Origin of the sequence: Nocardioides sp. Root151, from assembly GCF_001427925.1 — a bacterium.
Taxonomy (GTDB): Bacteria; Actinomycetota; Actinomycetes; order Propionibacteriales; family Nocardioidaceae; genus Nocardioides.
Genome location: NZ_LMGG01000001.1, coordinates 545,404 through 564,974 on the forward strand (window position 1 = coordinate 545,404; position 19,571 = coordinate 564,974).

At 70.3% G+C, this 19,571-nt stretch carries 19 protein-coding genes; 9 read left to right on the forward strand and 10 right to left on the reverse strand.

All coding sequences use genetic code 11. From position 1 onward, the window contains the following. The first annotated feature begins 9 nt into the window (after positions 1-9). Positions 10-606: a Maf family protein gene (locus tag ASD66_RS02540; protein ID WP_056681572.1), complete on the forward strand. Its 597-nt coding sequence runs from the start codon at positions 10-12 to the stop codon at positions 604-606. Here the strand turns inward: ASD66_RS02540 and ASD66_RS02545 are convergent. Continuing rightward, entirely contained in the window at positions 571-1,152 is a 582-nt protein-coding gene (locus ASD66_RS02545) for a GtrA family protein (RefSeq protein ID WP_082563797.1), read from the reverse strand. The two genes, ASD66_RS02540 and ASD66_RS02545, sit on opposite strands and share 36 nt — an antisense overlap. Before the next feature lie 56 nt (positions 1,153-1,208). Then, positions 1,209-2,390 carry an acyl-CoA dehydrogenase family protein gene (locus ASD66_RS02550; protein ID WP_056890545.1) on the reverse strand — a complete coding sequence of 394 codons (1,182 nt, stop codon included), beginning with the start codon at positions 2,388-2,390 and terminating at the stop codon, positions 1,209-1,211. 179 nt (positions 2,391-2,569) lie between these two features. On the opposite strand from ASD66_RS02550, the gene ASD66_RS02555 reads away from it, so the two are divergent. The 6 genes from ASD66_RS02555 to ASD66_RS02580 all read left to right on the forward strand — a co-directional run bounded on the left by ASD66_RS02555 (position 2,570) and on the right by ASD66_RS02580 (position 8,582). Further along, positions 2,570-2,941, forward strand: a complete 372-nt coding sequence (locus ASD66_RS02555; protein WP_056681574.1) for a MerR family transcriptional regulator — start codon at positions 2,570-2,572, stop codon at positions 2,939-2,941. Between the two features lie 22 nt (positions 2,942-2,963). Further along, positions 2,964-3,560 (forward strand): hypothetical protein, encoded by a 597-nt coding sequence (locus ASD66_RS02560; protein ID WP_156388511.1) that lies wholly within the window; start codon positions 2,964-2,966, stop codon positions 3,558-3,560. Positions 3,561-3,719: 159 nt separating this feature from the next. After that, positions 3,720-5,486, forward strand: coding sequence for a biotin carboxylase N-terminal domain-containing protein (locus ASD66_RS02565; RefSeq protein WP_200949918.1), 1,767 nt, complete (start codon positions 3,720-3,722; stop codon positions 5,484-5,486). A 3-nt stretch (positions 5,487-5,489) separates the two neighbouring features. Next, positions 5,490-6,713, forward strand: coding sequence for a hypothetical protein (locus ASD66_RS02570; protein WP_056681577.1), 1,224 nt, complete (start codon positions 5,490-5,492; stop codon positions 6,711-6,713). Further along, a complete protein-coding gene (locus ASD66_RS02575) occupies positions 6,710-7,402 on the forward strand; it encodes a hypothetical protein (RefSeq protein ID WP_056681578.1) in 693 nt (230 codons plus the stop codon). The genes ASD66_RS02570 and ASD66_RS02575 overlap by 4 nt, the downstream gene beginning before the upstream one ends. Before the next feature lie 10 nt (positions 7,403-7,412). After that, positions 7,413-8,582 (forward strand): hypothetical protein, encoded by a 1,170-nt coding sequence (locus ASD66_RS02580; RefSeq protein ID WP_056681579.1) that lies wholly within the window; start codon positions 7,413-7,415, stop codon positions 8,580-8,582. Between the two features lie 178 nt (positions 8,583-8,760). On the opposite strand, the gene ASD66_RS02585 is transcribed toward ASD66_RS02580, so the two are convergent. The 6 genes from ASD66_RS02585 to ASD66_RS02605 form a co-directional block, all read right to left on the reverse strand. Continuing rightward, positions 8,761-9,678: a VOC family protein gene (locus ASD66_RS02585; RefSeq protein WP_056681580.1), complete on the reverse strand. Its 918-nt coding sequence runs from the start codon at positions 9,676-9,678 to the stop codon at positions 8,761-8,763. Then, positions 9,675-10,532 (reverse strand): fumarylacetoacetate hydrolase family protein, encoded by an 858-nt coding sequence (locus ASD66_RS02590; protein WP_056681581.1) that lies wholly within the window; start codon positions 10,530-10,532, stop codon positions 9,675-9,677. The genes ASD66_RS02585 and ASD66_RS02590 overlap by 4 nt, the downstream gene beginning before the upstream one ends. A gap of 68 nt (positions 10,533-10,600) precedes the next feature. Continuing rightward, complete coding sequence (locus tag ASD66_RS02595) at positions 10,601-11,107, reverse strand: DoxX family protein (protein WP_056681582.1); 507 nt, start codon at positions 11,105-11,107, stop codon at positions 10,601-10,603. Positions 11,108-11,123: 16 nt separating this feature from the next. Then, on the reverse strand, positions 11,124-11,720 hold the full coding sequence (locus ASD66_RS24865; protein WP_235529938.1) for a hypothetical protein: 597 nt from the start codon (positions 11,718-11,720) through the stop codon (positions 11,124-11,126). Beyond that, positions 11,662-12,858 (reverse strand): FAD-dependent monooxygenase, encoded by a 1,197-nt coding sequence (locus ASD66_RS02600; RefSeq protein ID WP_200949839.1) that lies wholly within the window; start codon positions 12,856-12,858, stop codon positions 11,662-11,664. The genes ASD66_RS24865 and ASD66_RS02600 overlap by 59 nt, the downstream gene beginning before the upstream one ends. A 24-nt stretch (positions 12,859-12,882) precedes the next feature. Beyond that, positions 12,883-13,599 carry an SDR family oxidoreductase gene (locus ASD66_RS02605; protein ID WP_056681584.1) on the reverse strand — a complete coding sequence of 239 codons (717 nt, stop codon included), beginning with the start codon at positions 13,597-13,599 and terminating at the stop codon, positions 12,883-12,885. Positions 13,600-13,716: 117 nt separating this feature from the next. Here ASD66_RS02605 and ASD66_RS02610 point away from each other — a divergent pair, with 117 nt between their 5' ends. Then, complete coding sequence (locus ASD66_RS02610) at positions 13,717-14,382, forward strand: GntR family transcriptional regulator (RefSeq protein ID WP_056889950.1); 666 nt, start codon at positions 13,717-13,719, stop codon at positions 14,380-14,382. 23 nt (positions 14,383-14,405) lie between these two features. Beyond that, entirely contained in the window at positions 14,406-17,783 is a 3,378-nt protein-coding gene (locus ASD66_RS02615) for a pyruvate carboxylase (protein WP_056890546.1), read from the forward strand. 22 nt (positions 17,784-17,805) lie between these two features. On the opposite strand, the gene ASD66_RS02620 is transcribed toward ASD66_RS02615, so the two are convergent. Both ASD66_RS02620 and ASD66_RS02625 read right to left on the reverse strand, forming a co-directional pair. Continuing rightward, a complete protein-coding gene (locus ASD66_RS02620) occupies positions 17,806-19,032 on the reverse strand; it encodes an HNH endonuclease signature motif containing protein (protein WP_056889951.1) in 1,227 nt (408 codons plus the stop codon). A 181-nt stretch (positions 19,033-19,213) separates the two neighbouring features. Beyond that, complete coding sequence (locus tag ASD66_RS02625; RefSeq protein WP_056889952.1) at positions 19,214-19,558, reverse strand: MmcQ/YjbR family DNA-binding protein; 345 nt, start codon at positions 19,556-19,558, stop codon at positions 19,214-19,216. Positions 19,559-19,571: the final 13 nt, after the last annotated feature.

A 19,571-nucleotide genomic window follows, 5' to 3' on the forward strand; every position in this document is an offset into this window, starting at 1 on the left:
CGGCCGGCAATGACGACACGACTGGTCCTGGCCTCGGCCTCCCCCGCACGTCTGGCCACCCTGCGCAGCGCCGGCGTCGAGCCCGAGGTGATCGTCTCGGGCGTCGACGAGTCGCAGGTGGTCGGCATCCCGCCGGGCGAGCTCGCACTGCAGCTCGCCGAGCTGAAGGCGGCTGCCGTCGCAGCCCGCGTGACGGGTGAGGGCCTCGTCCTGGGCTGCGACTCGGTGCTCGAGATCGACGGTGAGGCCTACGGCAAGCCGGCCTCGCCCGAGGAGGCCACCACGCGCTGGCAGCTGATGCGCGGCCGCAGCGGCGTGCTCCACAGCGGGCACTCGCTGCACGACGTCGCCAACGGCAGGGTCGCCGCGGCCACCGCGTCGACGACCGTGCACTTCGCCGATCTCGGCGACGACGAGATCGCGGCGTACGTCGCGACCGGCGAACCCCTCCATGTCGCGGGGGCGTTCACCATCGACGGACTCGGCGGTGCCTTCGTGACCGGCATCGAGGGCGACCACCACACCGTCGTGGGCGTCAGCCTGCCCCTGCTGCGCGACCTGATGGCCGAGCTAGGGCATGCGTGGATCGACCTCTGGGTCCGTTGAGGTTTCGTCGGTGACACCGAGGACGCGTCGCGGGTTGCCGCGCGCCACCACGCAGTTGCCCGGCAGCGGCAGTGCGTTGGTGCCTGCGAGGGTGGCCGGCGCGTAGTTCTTCTGGCTGAAGATCACCTGGCGGAACAGGTAGAACCGGGCCATCATGCCCAGGCCGAGCCCGACCACGTTGGCGGCGATGTTGTCGGCGAAGGCCGAGTCCTGGTCGAGCAGGTTGCGGCTGATCCACAGGCACCCGATGGGCAGGGCCATGGTGACCACGTTGATCAGGACGTACGCCGACCGGCCGCCGTCCGCGTGTGCGGTCTGCCGGTTCTTGAACGCCCAGTTGCGCGTGCCGCGGTAGCTGATCGCCATGCCGACCGTGTTGGCCACGACGTAGGCGAGCGTCGGATGGGTGTGCAGCCACGGCTTCTCGGTGACGTAGACGCCGTGCACCAGGAAGTTGAAGAGCACGAACGCCACCAGCGTCGCTGCCCCGCCGACGGCAAGGAAGCGCAATGTCTCGTCAATGAGACGCCTGGCGCGAGGACCCATGAAAAGCGAGGCTACTCGACCGAAGCCGGGAAGCCCCGCCCATTTCTTCTACGTGGTCACTCCACCGGCAGGCCGAGGCCACGGGCGATCAGCATGCGCTGCACCTCGGAGGTGCCCTCGCCGATCTCGAGGATCTTCGCGTCGCGGTAGAACCGGGCCACCGGGTACTCCTCCATGAAGCCGTAGCCGCCGAAGACCTGGGTGGCGATGCGGGTCGCGGTGACCGCCGACTCGGAGGTGTAGAGCTTGGCGATCGAGGCCGCCTGCTTGAACTCCTTGACCGGGGCGCCGGCGTCCTTCATGGCCGCGGCCTTGTAGGTCAGCAGGCGACCGGCCTGGAGCATGACGTCGAGGTCGGCGATCTGGAAGGCCACGCCCTGCTTGCGACCGATCGGGCCTCCCATGGTCTGGCGCTCCAGTGCGTATTCCACGCACAGGTCGCGGCAGGCCTGGATCAGGCCGACGGCGAGGGCGGCGATGGCGACCCGGCCGTCGTCGAGGGTGGCCAGGAACTGCGCGAAGCCGCGGCCCTTCTCGCCGAGCAGGTTGGCTGCCGGCACGTGCGCGTCCTCGAAGGAGAGCGGGTGGGTGTCGGAGATGTGCCAGCCGAGCTTGTCGTAGGCCTTCTCGGCGGTGAAGCCGGGCGTGCCGGACGGCACGATGATCGTGCTGATCTCGGCGTTTCCGTTGTCGCGCGTACCGGTGCGAGCGGTGACGGTGACCAGCGAGGTGATCTCGGAGCCGGAGTTGGTGATGAACTGCTTGCTGCCGTTGACCACCCACTCGTCGCCGACCAGCTCGGCCTTCGTCTTGGTCGCGCCCGCGTCGGAGCCGGCGCCCGGCTCGGTGAGGCCGAAGCCGGCGAGCTTCTCGCCGGCCACCAGCGGCGGGAGGAACTCCTCCTTCTGGGCGTCGGTGCCGTAGGTCAGGATCGGGTTGATGCCGAGGCCGACGCCGGCCTCGAGCGTGATGCCCATCGACTGGTCGACCCGGCCGAGCTCCTCGATGGCCAGGCACAGCGAGGTGAACGGGCCGTCCTCGGGGGCCAGCCCGGCGCCGCCGTACTCCTCGGGCGCGGTCAGGCCGAAGAGGCCGAGCGCGCCCATCTTGTGCACGACGTCGACCGGGAAGTGGTGGTCGCGGTCCCACTGCGCGACGTGCGGGGCGATCTCGGCCTCCGCGAAGTCGCGGACGGACCGGCGGAACTCTTCGTGCTCACGGGACAACTCGAACGACATGACTACCTCTTCATTGTGGTCGACGTACGACACCATGGTCCTACGCTTACGTTGACGTAAAGCAAGGTCTCGATACACCGCCTCGTACCTCGGCGGCACTCGACCACCGAAAACACCCACACCGCCTCGTACCTCGGCGGCACTCGACCACCGAAAACACCCACACCGACAGGACCACCGTGACGACCTGGACGATCCGGCAGCTGGCCGACGAGTACGCCGTCACGTTGCGCACGCTGCGCCACTACGAGGACCTCGGCCTGCTGCATCCGGTGCGCGCCGGCACCGTGCGGGAGTACCACCAACGCGACCGGATCCGGCTCGAGCTGATCCTGCGCGGCAAGCGGGTCGGGTTCTCGCTCGACGAGATCGCCGTGATCGTGAACATGTACGACGAGCCCCCGGGCGAGGCCGGGCAGCTGGAGTACCTCATCGAGCAGTGCGACGTACGACGCCAGCACCTGGAGGCTCAGCGCCGCGACATCGACGCCACCCTCGACGACCTCGCCGCGATCGAGGCCAGGTGCCGCGAAGACCTGGTTGGCCTGTGAGCCCGGTGGGCATGGTGCCGGCATGAACGCATCCGGCTGGCAGCAGCCCCCACCGTGGCGGGTGGCCTACGACGACGCCCGCATCACCCTCGTGCTCATCCGGCCCGACGGCGCGGTCGCCGGCGAGATCGCGCCGTACGACGTGCCCGAGCAGCGTCGCGGGAGTGGCTTCTTCGCCACGATGCGCTCGTCACTCAGTGATGGCGTCGACGCCGCCCTGTGGATGCAGGGACGGGGCCGGATCCGCGGCGGTGCCCCCGCGGTGCACTTCACGATGGCCGACGGAACTCCGGTCGAGTTGTGGAACGGCAGGGACGGCGGTTGGCGGAGAGCCCGTCGGCACGGCACGTTGACCATTGCCGGCCGCAAGTACGAGGTGCGGCACCTCGGCCGGCGCCGTACCGCCCTGGTGCACGACGGCGTACGGCGGACCACGCTGCGGCGGAAGGGTTTCGGCTGGGGCGCGACCGCCGACGCAGCGCCCAGCTACGTCGTGCGCCACGGCGTGCCCGCACCCGATGCCCACGACGAACTGGCCATCGTGCTCGCCGGCTCGACTCTCGGGCCCGTGGGCCGACCGGGCTGGTGGGCCGAGTTCTTCAACGAGTTCTCGCCCTGAGCCGTGCACCCGACAACGGGAGTGGCGTTCTCCACAGACCAGAGACCGGAACCCCGGAACTGAGTACCACCGGAGGGCCTTAGACTCCACGACGGGTGCACGATCGGTGCGCCCTCGCAATTCATCACCAGAGGAGTGTCCGTGCCCGAGGTCAAGCCGTTGCAGAAGGTCCTCATCGCCAACCGTGGCGAGATCGCCGTGCGCGTGATCCGCGCCTGCAAGGACGCCGGAATCGGCTCGGTCGCCGTCTACGCCGACCCCGACCGTGACGCCCAGTTCGTCCGCCTGGCCGACGAGGCCCACGCCCTCGGTGGCGCCACTCCCGCCGAGACCTACCTCGACATCGCCAAGATCATCAAGGTCGCGGCCGAGACCGGCGCCGACTCCGTGCACCCGGGCTACGGCTTCCTCGCCGAGAACGCCGAGTTCGCACAGGCCGTGATCGACGCCGGCCTGATCTGGATCGGCCCCTCCCCCGAGGCGATCGAGGGCCTCGGCGACAAGGCCAAGGCCAAGCAGATCGCCCTCGCCGCCGGTGCTCCGCTCGCCCCGGGCCTCAAGGACGCCGTCAAGGACGCCGACGAGATCGTCGGGTTCGCCAAGGAGCACGGCCTGCCGGTCGCCATCAAGGCGGTCTTCGGCGGCGGTGGCCGCGGCCTGAAGGTGGCCCGCACGCTCGAGGAGATCCCCGAGCTCTACGAATCCGCCGTGCGCGAGGCGATCAGCGCCTTCGGCCGGGGTGAGTGCCTGGTCGAGAAGTTCCTCGACAAGCCGCGCCACGTCGAGACCCAGTGCCTGGCCGACCAGCACGGCAACGTCGTGGTCGTGTCGACCCGCGACTGCTCCCTGCAGCGTCGTCACCAGAAGCTCGTCGAGGAGGCCCCCGCGCCGTTCCTGACCGACGAGCAGGTCAAGCGCCTCTACGACTCCTCCAAGGCGATCCTCAAGGAGGCCGGCTACGTCGGTGCCGGCACCTGCGAGTTCCTCGTCGCCGCCGACGGCACCATCTCGTTCCTCGAGGTCAACACCCGCCTGCAGGTCGAGCACTGTGTCTCCGAAGAGGTCACCGGCATCGACCTGGTGCGCGAGATGTTCCGCATCGCCGCCGGTGAGGAGCTCGGCTACGACGACCCCGAGATCCGCGGCCACTCGATCGAGTTCCGCATCAACGCCGAGGACGGCGGCAACAACTTCATGCCGGCCCCCGGCACCCTGACCGCCTGGCTGCCGCCCGCGGGCCCCGGTGTCCGCCTCGACTCCGGCTACATCAACGGTGAGACGATCCCGGGCAACTTCGACTCGCTCGTGGCCAAGCTGATCGTGACGGGGAAGGACCGCACGCAGGCGATCGAGCGCTCGCGCCGCGCGCTCTCCGAGTTCGAGGTCGACGGCATGCCGACCGCGATCACCTTCCACGAGGTGATCGTGAACGACCCGGCCTGGGTCGGCGCCTCGACCCCGTCCGGCGAGGGCGAGTTCACGGTCTACACCACCTGGATCGAGACCGACTTCGACAACCAGATCACGCCGTACGCCGGCGGCACCGCCGAGGCCGAAGAGGCCGGCGAGCGCCAGAGGGTGACCGTCGAGGTCGGCGGGAAGCGCCTCGAGGTCGTGCTCCCGGCCGGTCTCGGTGGCCTCAGCACCGGCGGCGCGGGCGCAGCCAAGAAGCCGAAGCGAGCCGCCAAGAAGTCCGGCTCCGCGGTCTCCGGTGACGCGGTCGCCTCCCCGATGCAGGGCACCATCGTCAAGGTCGCCGTCGAGGAAGGCGCCACCGTCGCCGAGGGCGACGTCGTCGTCGTGCTCGAGGCGATGAAGATGGAGCAGCCACTCAAGGCACACAAGGCCGGCACGGTCACCGGCCTGACCGCCGAGGTCGGCGCCACGGTCACCAACGGCGAAGTGATCTGCGAGCTCAAGGACTGACTCGTGGCCGTCTCGGGCGTCGATGACGACTTCGCCGGCACCGTCGGCGAGATCGTCGCCCACCTCGAGCACGACCCCGTCCTGGTCGAGGAAGTCATGGGCAACGGCCACACCGAGGCCGTCCTGGATGCGCTGACCGCGAAGGCCGCCAAGAGCTCGGTCCCGGTGCACATCGTGCTGACCAAGGCCCCACCCGGGCTGACCACGGACAACACCGCCGAGGAGTTGCTGACCCTCCTCCACGCCCGTTCGGGCGAGGACGGCGTCTGGTTCGTCTCGACCTCGGAGGTCGGACACACTGCGCTGGCGGTCTACGGCGACATCGCACCTTCTGTCGACAACGATGAGTTGATGCTGGCCGGCGCCGTCAGGGAGGCCCGAGAGGCTGCCACCGACGCGATCCGGGACTCGTGCGGCGACTGCTTCGCGACGCCGGTGGTCGAGGCCGGCCTGGTGCTCGACGTGGTCAACGCCGGACTGCCCGGGACCTACATGGAGAATCCCCTGACCGACCAGCAGATCGAGGCCTATGCGACCTCCACCTGGCAGGGGCAGGGCACCCGGAGCCCCGTGGGCGAGAACGCCGAGATGCCGACCCCCGGGCTCTACGCGGTGGTCGCCACGGTGACGGCGCTCTGTGTCGCGGTGGTCGGGTACCGACTGGTCCAGGCCGTCGGCGGAGTCGCCCACCGACCGGGTTCGGGCAAGGGCACCAGCGCCTCGTCGCGGAAGCCACGACCTGCGCCCGACCCGGCCAAGGAACTCGATCGCGCCCGGGCCCGGGCCTCCTCGGCGACCAAGAAGCTTTCCGCAGCACTCGGACGGGCCGACGACCTCGTCGACTGGCGGCGCAGGGACACCGCCGCTGCATGCCTGGAGCGTGCCGAGACCCGCACCAGCTCCGACGGCCTGCTCGAGGTGGTCGGATCGCTCGTGCTCGCACAGACCGGCCTGCATGCCCTCGAGACGTCCGAGGGCCAGTACCGCTGCTGCTACGTCGACCCGCGCCACGGAGCCGCCGACACCGAGTCCCCGCTGGGTGGCGGTGCCAGCGTGCCGGTCTGCCGGGCCTGCGCCGGGGCGCTGGAGAAGGGCGCCGAGCTGGCGCCACTCCACGAGAAGGGCCGGCTGGGCAACCGACGGCCCTACTACGAGGGATCCACGGTGTGGGCAAGGACCGGCTTCGGCGCCCTCGGCGGCGACTGGTGGCAGCAGGTGCCCCGATGAACCGCGTGACTCGTGGCCTCGTGTCGCTGGGTGTGGCCGCCGGGCTCGCCGCGGGCTCCGCCGTACTGGCCACCCAGGTGCTGCACGACCGGAGGGCCGACGCCGTGGCCGCGCAGGGCGAGCCACTCAAGGCGGAGGCGCGCACTGACCGTGTGGTGAACGCCCTGGCCGGGCTGGCCGACGACGGTGTGTACGTCGCACCCGACGCCCGCGACATGTTGGACAGGGCCGGCGAGAAGAGGGTGGCCCGGGCGGTCGCGGCCGCGCAGACCCCGGTGAAGGTGGTGGTGTGGACCGACACCCGCCACGCCGGTGCCTCCGGCTTCGACACGGTCCAGCAGCTCGAAGCCGGGTTGGCCGAGTCCGGTGAGCGCGGCGTCTACCTGATCTGGCAGGGCCCCGAGAACGGCGACATCAACACGTTCGGTCCCTACGGCTACCTGACCATGTCGCCACACGACGAGTTCGCCGGCGATCCCTCGGTCACCCTTCCGCGCCTGGTCAAGCGGGTCGACGGCGAGGTGCGGTGGCCCGAGCGGGACACGGAGTCCGACTACTGGGGTGGTGTCAGTGGCGGGATCATGGCGGGCGCACTGATCGGTGTCGGCGTCCTGCTCGGGATCGGCACTCTCTACGGTCTGTTCGTGGGCACGACCAAGCGACGACTGCCCGGCACCTGGCGCTGGTGAGGAGACCACGATGGCCGACGACCTGACCCGCATCCACGAGGAGCTGGCCTCCGACGGGGTCTACGTGCACCCGTCGCTGCGCGGCCTGGTGAGCAAGGCCGACGAGGCCGACCTGGAGCACCAGGTGACCGCGGCCGAGCACACGACGTACGTCGTGGTGTGGCCGCTGCGCGACAACGACACGTACGGCGGCAAGGCCTCGGACCTGCTGACCCGGCTGCACGACAAGTTCCCCGACCCCGGGATCTACCTCTCCACCACCACCCGCCTCGAGCCGACGGACTATTCGAGCGTCGAGGTCGACGGTCGCCAGTGGGGCGTTCCCGGCCAACCCGATGGCGAGCTGAACGACTACTCCATCGAGATGGTGGTCGACCTGGAGGAGCACCAGGACGTGCCGTCGGCGATGAGTCGCTCCATCGAGCTGCTCTCGATGGACCCCGCGCGGGTCGAGAAGCTGCAGGACAAGCTGCTGGCCGAGCACTCGGCGGACTACCGGGAGGAGAATCCGCGCGAGGACGACGACGGGTGGCTGCCCGGCGGCCTGACCACCGTGGTGGTCGCGCTGGTCGCCGTGTTCCTGGCGTGGCGGGTCGCGGTCTCGTTCCGGAAGCAGGCGAAGCCGGCACCGCTGCCGAAGTCCGCCCTGAAACAGATCCGCGCGGCCCGGGCCCGCGAGACGCTCTCCCTCGCCCACGACGAGTCGCAGGCGCTGGGTGAGCAGCTCGACGAGCTGGAGATCGCACCCGGCGACGACCAGCAGGCCTGGCAGGCAGCACTGGACCACTATGCCGCCGTACGCCGCCTGCTGACCCCCGAAGAACCCGACGAGCTCGATGCGGTCGGTGCCCTCGTGCTGACCCGGCGCGGAAGGGACGCACTCGAGACCGCCCGGGCAGGGAAGGCCTGGGCGCCGAGCCCCACCTGCTACCTCAACCCGCTGCACGGGCGAGCCGGCAAGGAGCGCCGCGTCGAGTGGCAGGGCCGCACCCTCGAGGTGCCGCTGTGCCCCGACTGCCTCACCGCGCTGCGCCGGAAGAAGGCCCCCGACATCCTCGACGTCGTACGCCGGGGCAAGCCGGTGCACTACTTCGAGACCGACGCCGAGCCGTGGGCGTCGACCGGCTACGGCTCGCTCGAGCCCGACCTGGTCACGCGACTGCAGGCCGGCTTGCAATAGGGCCGCCCGGCAAGCCGAGCGGCCCTACCCTCCGCTCCCTCCCAGGAGAGAGGCTCCTCACCGCCGCTCAACGTCTCCGGAGCAGCGGCCACGTCGGGCCGTTGCCGACTGTAGTCAGTTCGCGGCGTCCGCGTGGCGCGAACCCGGCAACTGAGACCGGACCGTTGCGCGCGGCCGGTCAGGCGGTGCTGTGCGCCCCGGTCATCATGGCGGCGAGGTCGTCGGGCTTGAGGAACGACGGGGGCGGCGGCGGGCCCCAGTTGAACAGGCCCTTCGCGCCCTCGAGCACCTCGGGCTCCCAGATCTCGTCCTCGGGGATGCAGTCCATGTCGGAGAAGTACTCCGAGAAGTTGCCGGCCGGATCCTTGAGGTACCAGAAGAAGTTGGAGCCGGCGTGGTGCCGGCCCAGGCCCCAGACGTGGCGCTCCGGGTTGTCCTCCAGCATCGCGAAGGCACCGCGGCCCACGTCGTCGATGTCGTCGACCTGCCAGCTCGTGTGGTGCAGGTAGTTCACCGGAGCCTGCAGGGCCAGGAAGTTGTGGTGGTCGTTGGAGCACCGCAGGAAGGCACCCTTGTCGCCGATGTGGTCGGAGACCTTGAAACCGAGCCCGTCGATGAAGAACCGCATCGTGGCGGCCAGGTCCGTCGTACCGCCGACCGCGTGGCCGAGCCGGCGCGGGCGGACCCGGTCGGTGCGGACCAGGCCGGGAGCCCGGCCGTGGCGCTCGATGCGCCCCGGCCCGTTGTACGGCGTGGCCGGGAGCCGCTCCTGGGTGATGCGTGGCCGCACCGCGATCCTCACCCCGAACCCGCTCACGGGCTCGTGGGTGAGCAGCTCGTCGCCGTCGAGGTCGGCCGGCACCCCGAGCCGCAGCAGGTTCGCTGAGATGCGGGCCAGGTCATCGACGTCGTCGGCGGCCACGCCGAGCTCGACGAGACGACGTACCGGCGACGGCACCAGCGCCAGCTGGCGTCCGCCGTCACGCGTGCTGAGCCCGTCGGGCCCCTTGGTCAGACCGAACTCGGTGTAGTACGCCTCGGTCGACGCGACGTCGGGGACGCCGATGACGACATGGCTGAGTCCGTGCAGACTCATGGCGTCTCCTCGGGAACGAAGGTCTGCCGCAGCTCACCGATGCCCTCGATGCTGGACACCAGGGTCTGCCCGGCGGCGACGAAGAGCTGGGGTTCGCGGCCGACGCCGACACCGGCCGGCGTACCGGTGAAGATCAGGTCGCCGGGGTAGAGGGTGACCACCTTGGTGAGCTCGGCGATCAGGCGGGGCACCGACATGATCAGCTCGGAGGTGCGCCCGTCCTGGACCACTTCGTCGTCCAGGGTGCAGGTCAGGGTGAGGTTGTCGCGGTCGTCGAGCTCGTCGGTGGTGACCAGCCACGGTCCGGTCGGCGAGAACCCGGGGAACGACTTGCCCAGTCCGAACTGCGGGGCCGGCCCGCGCAGCTGGACGACGCGCTCGGAGATGTCGTTGCCGACGGTCAGTCCGGCCACGACGTCCCAGGCGTCGGCCTCGGCGACGCGGGTGACCTCGCGCCCGATCACCGCGACCAGCTCGACCTCCCAGTCGGTGTTGCCGCCGGCCGGCAGCACGACCTCGGTGACCGGGCCGCTCAGGCTGCTCTGGAACTTCGGGAAGACCGGCGGCAGGTCGGTGGGCGCCTCGAAGCCCGACTCCGCGGCGTGGGCGGAGTAGTTGAGCCCGATCGCGAAGATCTGGCGGGGCTCGGGCGAGGGGGCACCGAGGTCGGCCACGTCGAACGGCTCGGCGCCGTCGAGCCCGGCCTGCCCGGCCCACCCCACGAAGTCGGTCCAGTTGTCGTAGATGCCGCGCAGCTCGGGGCCGAAGCGGCCGTCGCTGGCCTTGTGGACGTCGAGGGCCTCGGCGTCTCCGGCGACCAGCACGGCACGGCCTGAAAGGTTGGCGAGTCTCATGTGTTTTCTCCTCCTGGGAATGATGGTGGCTCAGACGAGCCGGGGATGGCGAGCGGTGTCGGCCGTGGTCATGCCGTCACGGAACGACTGAGGGTCTTGCGGGCGTAGGTGATGAAACAGGCCGCGGCGACCAGGCCCACTCCGATGGCGAGCAGGCCGGTGGCCTCGCCGTACTGGTTGGTGAGGTCGAGCGCGCGGTCGAGCGAGAGCCGCCCCGGTCCGGTGAGGGCGAGTACGGCGGCCGCGGCGGCGTACAACAGCGGGAGCTCGTAGCCACCCTTGACCGCCCAGAGGCCGTTGCCCCAGGTGACGGACGAGGCGACCACCAGCGTGCCGAGCACCATCGCCGCGCCGAGCGGCGTGAAGAGGCCGAGCAGCACGAGCAGGCTCCCGGTGATCTCGGTGACCGCGGCCAGCAGCACCAGGGTGCGCCCCGGACGGAGGCCCCACTGCTCGAACAGCGGGGCGGTGCCGCCGGGGCCCATGCCGCCGAACGCACCGAACGCCTTCTGGGCGCCGTGCGCCAGGATCAGCCCGCCCACGACCAGGCGCAGCAGCAGTAGTCCGTATTCCATGTCTGTCTCCTCGAAGTCAGCGGTTGACGATCGACCCGAGCGCAGCCCGCAGGCTGGCCGTGGGGTCGGGGGTGAGAGTGGGAGCCCGCCACCCGATGTAGCGGTCGGGCCGGACCAGCAGGGCGCCGTTCTCCTCGATCTCCGAGGCCGTACGCCACGAACCGTAGGGGTCGTCGATCTCCTGCCCGCGACCGACGACCGCGGTGCGGATCTCGATGCCGAGCTCGGCGGAGACGGCGACGGCGGCCTTGGCCCAGGCCTCTCCCCCGATACCGGTGAGCAGGGTGAACACTCCGCCACCGGCCAGGTCCAGAGTGGAGACCCGGCGGCCCTCCCGGGCCAGCCACTGGTGCGGCAGGTAGCCGCCGGGCCACGTGGTCTGGTGGTAGAACAGCTCCGCGTCCCTGTCGTACGCCGGCTGCTGCTGGCCGTCGGTGACCGCGGCCGCAGACATGTAGCGCTGGCCGAGCTCCACGCCGTTGGCGTTGAAGTGGTGGTCGTTGGCAGCGATCGCCTGGTCGAGGGCGGCTCGGCGCTCGCGGCCCTCGTCGGAGTCACTGAAGAAGGTGTCGAGCGCGGCGTGGCCCTCCTCGTCGGACTGCCCGGCACCCACACCGAACACGGGTGGGATCGAGGCCGACGCTGGCCAGTGCCCGGTCGACGACCTGGCGGCCGACCGGCTGGCGCTCGTCGTGGTAGCTGTCGAGCAGGGTGTCGTCGGCCAGGCCGCGCACCACCAGCGACAGCTTCCACGCCAGGTTGTAGCCGTCCTGCACCGAGGTGTTGCTGCCCAGCCCGTTGGCCGGCGGGTGACGGTGTGCGGCGTCGCCGATGACGAACGCGCGACCCTTGCGGTATTCCAGCGCGACCACGTGGTTGAGCTGCCACTCGCTGACGTCCTTGATGGTCACCTCGACCGAGTCGTCACCGATCACCTTGTGGGCCCGCTCGACCAGGGCGTCGTGGCTCAGGTCGATCTGCTCGGTGGCCGGGTCGTAGACCACGATCAGCACGAACTCGGTCCAGGGCCGCACGGTGACGAAGGTGCCGGCGCCGAGCCAGAAGTCGCGCCCGGGCTGGATGGTGAAGAAGAGCGCCCCGGGCCGGTGCGCCCGGTGCTCGGTCAGGTCGGCCTCGATCCAGACGTTGACCGCGGAGCCGAGTCCGGTCTCGCCCTCGAAGGGGAAGCCGAGCTGGCTGGCGACGACACTGCGCCCACCGTCGGCGCCCACGGCGTACGCCGCCCGGATCAGGTAGTGCTCGCCGGTGGTGTGGTCGACGACCTCGGCCTCGACCCGGTCGGCGTCCTGGCTGATCGAGACCAGCTCGGTGTTGAAGCGCAGATCGGCGCCGAGCTCGAGGGCGCGGTCGCGCAGGATCGGTTCGAGGTCGTGCTGGCCGATGTTGGTCATCGAGCACGGGCTGGACTTCGCGTAGTCGCCGGCCCGGTCGGGACCGGTGCCCCAGGCGTGGCTGCGGGCCAGCTCGCGCCCGGCGACGCTGGTGGCCCAGACGTTGTTGCCCATCTGGTCGGCCGGGAGCGCGCGGGCCAGCACCTTCTCCTCGATGCCGAGGTCGCGGAAGACCTCCATCGCGCGCTGGTTGGTGATGTGCGCACGCGGGGTGTGCGCCGTACCGGGGTAGCGGTTGACGGCGATCATCGAGATGCCGTCCCTGGCGAGCAGTGCGGTGGTGGTCAGGCCGGACGGCCCCGCCCCCACCACGAGGACGTCGGTTTCTTCGATACGCATTGATTGCCTGCTTTCGTGGGGGTGTCAGATGAGGTGCATACCCGCGTCGACCACGAGATTCGCCGCGTTGATTCCGGGGTTGTCGATGAGTGCGAAGGCCGCGGCCACGATGTGCGCGGGCTCGGGCAGCCTCTTGCCGGGTGTGCGCTGACGCAGCCGCTCGTAGGTCTCGGCGCGCACCGGGTCGGCCTCGTCGACGGCCTCGGTGCCCATCACGACGCCGGGCGTGATGACGTTGACCCGCACGGGAGCGATCTCGACGGCCAGGGAGTTGCCGAGGCCGACGACGCCGGCGTTGGCCATCGAGATGGTGGTCGAGCCGGGCATCGGCCGCCACATCGACAGGCCGCTGAACAGCAGGACCGAGCCTTCGGGCGACAGGTGCGGGAGGGCGTAGTGCACGCTGGCCGCGTAGCCGACGTTCTTCATCAACGAGGTGCGGGCTGCGTCGTCGGGCCGGAAGTCCTTGATGGTGTTCTGGTCGCGGTCGAGCGCGGCCAGGACCAGGTGGTCGATCGGGCCCACGCTGTCGAAGAAGGACTCCAGGGAGGCCCAGTCGGTCAGGTCGCAGACGCCGGCGAGCGCGTTCTCCCCCAACTTCTTCGCTTCCACCTCGGCGACCTCACGGGTGCGACCGACCACGGTGACCCGGTCTCCGCGGGCGACGGCCGCACGGGCGATCTCGAGCCCGAGGCCCTTCGTGCCGCCGACGATGACGAGGTGCCTTGGAGATTGAGTCATGGAGAAGCCTCCTGGATCTGAGAGTGGTCTGCTTCACACAGTTTTACTCGCGATTCTCGAACAAGCAAGAGATTTTCGAATATTTTTAGAATGTGCGCTTGCTGCTACGCTGTTCCCATGACCCAGGAGAAGACCCGTGCCAACACCGAGGCCGTGCACGCATTGCTGCGTGCCGACGTGCTCGGTGGCGTGCACCAGCCCGGAGAACGCCTCAAGTTCGCCTCGCTCTGCGAGCGGTACGGCGCCAGCGTCAGCGTGATCCGCGAGGCACTGACCCGGCTGGTCGAACAGGGCCTGGTCGAGTCCGAGCCGAAGATCGGCTTCAAGGTGCGCTCGGTCTCCATCGATGACCTGCGTGATCTCACCGCGACCCGCATCGACATCGAGACGATCGCGCTGGCCTATGCCATCGAGCGCGGCGGGGTCGACTGGGAGGCCGACATGGTCGGCGCCCACCACAAGCTCGAGCGGACGCCGATGCTGACCACCGACGGCCCGCCCCGCATCTCCGACGAGTGGGAAGACGCCCACGGCCGGTTCCACATCGCCCTGCTCGACGGATGCGGCAGCCCGCGGCTCCTCGACATCGCCTGCAGCCTGCGCGACGCCGCCGAGTTCTACCGCCGCTGGTCACAGACCCGCGAGACCGGTCGCGACGTGGCCTGCGAGCACCGCGAGATCCTCGAGGCCACGCTGGCCCGTGACAGCGAGACCGCGGTCGAGCGCCTGCGCCAGCACTACCAGCGGACCGCCGAGATCCTTGAGACGGCTCTCACCGCATGAGCGACGCTGGCTACCGTGGGCACATGTTCTCCAAGGTTCTCGTCGCCAACCGTGGCGAGATCGCGATCCGGGCCTTCCGGGCGGCCTATGAGATCGGTGCGCGCACGGTCGCGGTGTTCCCCCACGAGGACAGGTGGTCAGAGCACCGACTGAAGGCCGACGAGGCCTACGAGATCGGCGAGCGCGGCCACCCGGTGCGGGCCTACCTCGACCCCGAGGCGATCGTCGAGGTCGCCCTGCGCTCCGGCGCCGACGCGATCTATCCGGGCTACGGCTTCCTCTCCGAGAACCCCGCACTGGCCGAGGCCTGTGCGGCCGCGGGCATCACGTTCATCGGGCCCACGGCCGACGTACTCACCCTGGCCGGCAACAAGGCCCGCGCGATCGCCGCCGCGAAGGCGGCCGGGGTGCCGACCCTGGCCGGCGTCGCCCCGTCGACCGACGTCGACGAGCTGGTCACCGCCGCCGAGGCGCTGCCCTATCCCTTGTTCGTCAAGGCGGTCGCCGGTGGCGGTGGCCGTGGCATGCGTCGCGTCGATGACCCGGCCGACCTGCGCGACGCGGTCGCCACCTGCATGCGCGAGGGCGAGGCCGCGTTCGGGGACCCGACCGTCTTCATCGAGCAGGCCGTGGTCGACCCGCGCCACATCGAGGTGCAGGTGCTGGCCGACGCCACCGGCGAGGCCATCCACCTCTTCGAGCGCGACTGCTCGGTGCAGCGTCGGCACCAGAAGGTCATCGAGATCGCCCCGGCGCCCAACCTCGACCCGGCCCTGCGCGATCGCATGTGCGACGACGCCCTGCGCTTCGCGCGCGAGATCGGCTACCGCAACGCCGGCACCGTCGAGTTCCTCGTCGACGCGTCGGGCAACCACGTCTTCATCGAGATGAACCCGCGCATCCAGGTCGAGCACACGGTCACCGAAGAGGTCACCGACGTCGACCTGGTGCAGTCCCAGATGCGCATCGCCGCGGGTGCGACGCTCGCCGACCTCGGCCTCTCCCAGGAGTCGATCACGTTGCGCGGGGCGGCGCTGCAGTGCCGCATCACCACCGAGGACCCCGCCAACGGGTTCCGTCCCGACACCGGCAAGATCACGACGTACCGCTCCCCCGGCGGGCCGGGCGTGCGCCTCGACGGCGGTACGACCTACACCGGCGCCGAGGTCTCCGCGCACTTCGACTCGATGCTCGCGAAGCTGACCTGCCGCGGCCGCGACTTCGGCAAGGCCGTCGAGAAGGCGCGTCGCGCGATCGCGGAGTTCCGCATCCGTGGCGTCGAGACCAACATCGCGTTCCTCCAGGCCGTCCTCGACGACCCCGACTTCGTGGCCGGCCGGGTGACCACCGCCTTCATCGAGGAGCACCCGCAGCTCCTCTCGGTCCGGGCCAGCGGCGACCGCGGCACCAAGCTGTTGAACTACCTGGCCGACGTGACGGTCAACCAGCCCCACGGCCCGGCCCCGACCCGGCTCGACCCGGCCACCAAGCTGCCAACGCTCGACCTCGACGTGCCCGCGCCCGACGGCTCGCGGCAGCGCCTGCTGGCCCTGGGGCCCGAGGAGTTCGCGCGGAGCCTGCGCGCCCAGACCACCGTCGGGGTCACCGACACCACGTTCCGCGACGCCCACCAGTCGCTGTTGGCCACCCGGGTGCGCACCCGTGACCTGGTCGGCGTGGCCGGCCACGTAGCCCGGATGACACCGGAACTGCTCTCGATCGAGGCGTGGGGCGGGGCGACGTACGACGTGGCGCTGCGCTTCCTCGCCGAGGACCCGTGGGAACGCCTGGCCGCCCTGCGCGAGGCAGTGCCCAACATCTGTGTCCAGATGCTGCTTCGCGGACGCAACACGGTCGGCTACACGCCGTACCCGACGGAGATCACCGACGCGTTCGTGCACGAGGCCGCGGCGACCGGCATCGACGTCTTCCGCATCTTCGACGCACTCAACGACGTCTCCCAGATGGCGCCCGCGATCGCGGCGGTGCGCGACACCGGTACGACCATCGCCGAGGTGGCGCTGTGCTACACCGGCGACCTGTCCGATCCTGCGGAGAAGATCTACACGCTCGACTACTACCTGAAGCTGGCCGGGCGCATCGTCGACGCGGGCGCCCACGTGCTGGCGATCAAGGACATGGCCGGCCTGCTCCGCGCCCCGGCGGCCCGCACCCTGGTCACCGCACTCCGCGACGAGTTCGACCTGCCGGTGCACCTGCACACCCACGACACCCCCGGCGGACAGCTCGGCACGCTCCTTGCCGCCATCGACGCCGGTGTCGACGCGGTCGACGCCTGCTCCGCAGCCCTGGCCGGGACGACGTCGCAGCCGCCGCTCTCCGCACTGGTGTCGGCCACCGACCACTCGGCCCGCGAGACCGGGCTCTCCCTCGACGCGGTCTGCGCCCTGGAGCCCTACTGGGAGGCCACCCGTCGGGTCTACGCGCCCTTCGAGTCGGGCCTGCCCTCGCCGACCGGCCGGGTCTACACCCACGAGATCCCCGGCGGACAGCTCTCCAACCTGCGCCAGCAGGCGATCGCGCTCGGCCTCGGCGAGAAGTTCGAGCAGATCGAGGACATGTACGCCGCGGCCAACGACATCCTCGGCAACATCGTGAAGGTGACCCCGTCGTCCAAGGTGGTCGGCGACCTCGCCCTGCACCTGGTCGCGGTCGGCGCCGACCCGGCCGAGTTCGCGGAGAACCCCGCGAAGTTCGACATCCCCGACTCGGTGATCGGCTTCCTCGGCGGTGAGCTGGGCGACCCGCCCGGTGGCTGGCCCGAGCCGTTCCGCACCAAGGCACTCGAGGGCCGCACGGCCCGCAAGCCCGCACCGGCGTTGACCCCCGAGCAGGTCGCCGGGCTCGACAGCGACCGCCGGCGCACGCTCAACGAGCTGCTGTTCCCCGGCCCGGCCCGCGAGTTCGCCGAGGCCCGGGCACAGTACGGCGACACCTCGATCCTGCCGACCATCGACTACCTCTACGGCCTCAACGCCGGCGAGGAGCACGAGGTCGACCTCGAGCCGGGCAAGAAGATGCTGCTCGGGCTGCAGGCGATCGGCGAGCCCGACGAGCGCGGCTACCGCTCGGTGATGTGCACGATCAACGGCCAGCTCCGCCCGATCAGCGTGCGCGACCGCGGCGTCGCGGCCGAGGTCGCCGCAACCGAGAAGGCCGAGCCGGGCAAGCCCGGTCAGGTCGCGGCGCCGTTCCAGGGCGTGGTCACGGTGACCGTTGCCGAGGGCGACAAGGTCGAGGCCGGCGAGGCCGTCGCCACCATCGAGGCGATGAAGATGGAGGCCTCGATCACCGCACCGATGGCGGGCACCGTCGAGCGCGTCGCCGTACCGGACACGCGTTCCGTCGAGGGCGGAGACCTGATCATCGTCGTGGGCTGATCTCTTCTGCATCCGGGTCGGCCTAGGTGCGTCTGGTGAAGCGGATGGATCCGTCGGGGTGTCGTTCGTGGAGGTAGGCAGGGTCGTGGACCCGGTGGTGATGGTGGCAGCAGAGCAGCACACCGTCTTTCACCGAGGTCTTGCCGCCCTCGGCCCAGGGGGTGAGGTGGTGGATGTCGCACCACTGGGCTGGTACGTCGCAGCCGGCAGCACGGCAGGTCTTGTCGCGTAGTCGGATCACCTTGCGCATCGCCGGGGTGTGGAAGCGTGAGGCCCGGCCGGCGTCGAGGACCTGGGAGGCGCCACCGAGGACCATCGGCATGATCATCGCCTGGCAGGAGAGCCGGCGGGCGGTGGCCGCGGTCAGCCCGGTGTCGTCGTCGTAGCCCAGGCCGGCGGAGGCGAGGTCGGTGCGCAACTGGTCGAGGGTGATCGTCACGATCACCGTGGTCGCATCACCGCCGTGGTCGGGGAGCCGGGCGGGGTCGACGCGTTCGAGGAAGTCACCGAACGCGCGGGCCATCAACGTCTTGTAGGGCACCCGGCGTCCGTCGGCGGCCGCGGCCTGCTTGCGGGGCTGGGCGAATGCCTCCAGGTAGGTCCGCAGCCGGTGCGCGACCGCGTCGGGCAGCAGGCCACTGATCCGGGTGGTGCCGTCACCTTGGGGGCGCAAGGAGAGCTTCGCCTTCTCCGCCGCGTGCTTGTCGTGCTCGGCCAGCTTCTTGGCCTCACGCTCCTCCGCGGAGGCGGGGTCGACCACGTCGGCCAGGTGGCGCCCCAGCTTGCGCAGACCCTTGGGGTCCAGACTCTTGGCCTCGACCAGCATCTGGGCCTCGGCCTCGACCAGCTGGTCGGCGGTGAGGTCGTCACGGACCTCCTCCAACGCGTTCACGATGGCGCGGGCCTGCTCCAGGTGGATCTCCCCGGCCGCCAACGCCGCCGCCACGCCCGCCCAGCGCTCCTCCAGGATGCCCGCCAACGCGAGGTCGGCCCGGGCTGCCGCGTGATCCAGGTTGCGGTCGGCGGCCAACCAGACCCCGGCGTCACGGGCACCGGTGGTCTCGGCCACGTCACCGGCGACCGCCAGCACCCGCAACCGCACCGCCGCCAACCGCGCCTCGGCCCGGACCAGCTCACGCATCAGCCCGGACTTCTGCTCGGCCGGCACGTAGAGCGGCTCGAACGCCGCCACCGTATCGATCGCAGCATGCACACCGGCGACACCGTCGGTCATCGGGTGCAACGTCATGATCGGCCTCCTACGCAGGAAAAAGTCACTGCGACACCGGAGGCCCCGACCCGGGGCTATCACTCACCGTGATGCGTCTGATCCGACCGGCTTCGACGGGGACACCGCCACCTCACCGGAGGATTGTGACCAATGTACACCCGTTCGGTTAGAGGCACAAGAGAAATGGACACCTCGTTGGTCACTGCTCCCCGAAGTGCTCCCTGACCAGGAACTTGGGCACCACCATGGCCCAGGCATCGGTGACCAGCTCGGTCATCTCCTCGAGGTCGAGCGCATCCATGCGGGCCACCACCCAGTGGAAGCGCAGGTCCGACTCGCGCGGCAGCTGGAACTTGTCGGGCTCGCTCTCGACCAGGGCGGTCCGCTCATCCTTCGGGAACCCGAAGCCCATCAGGCTTCCGTCCCGGGAGAACGAGACGTAGACGATCTGCTTGACCCGGAACTTCACCCGCCCGTGGATGAAGTGCTCCGTGGTGCGCGGCAGGGTCAGCGCCAGCTGACGCACGTCCTCGACCGTGACCATGAGCCGATCCTGC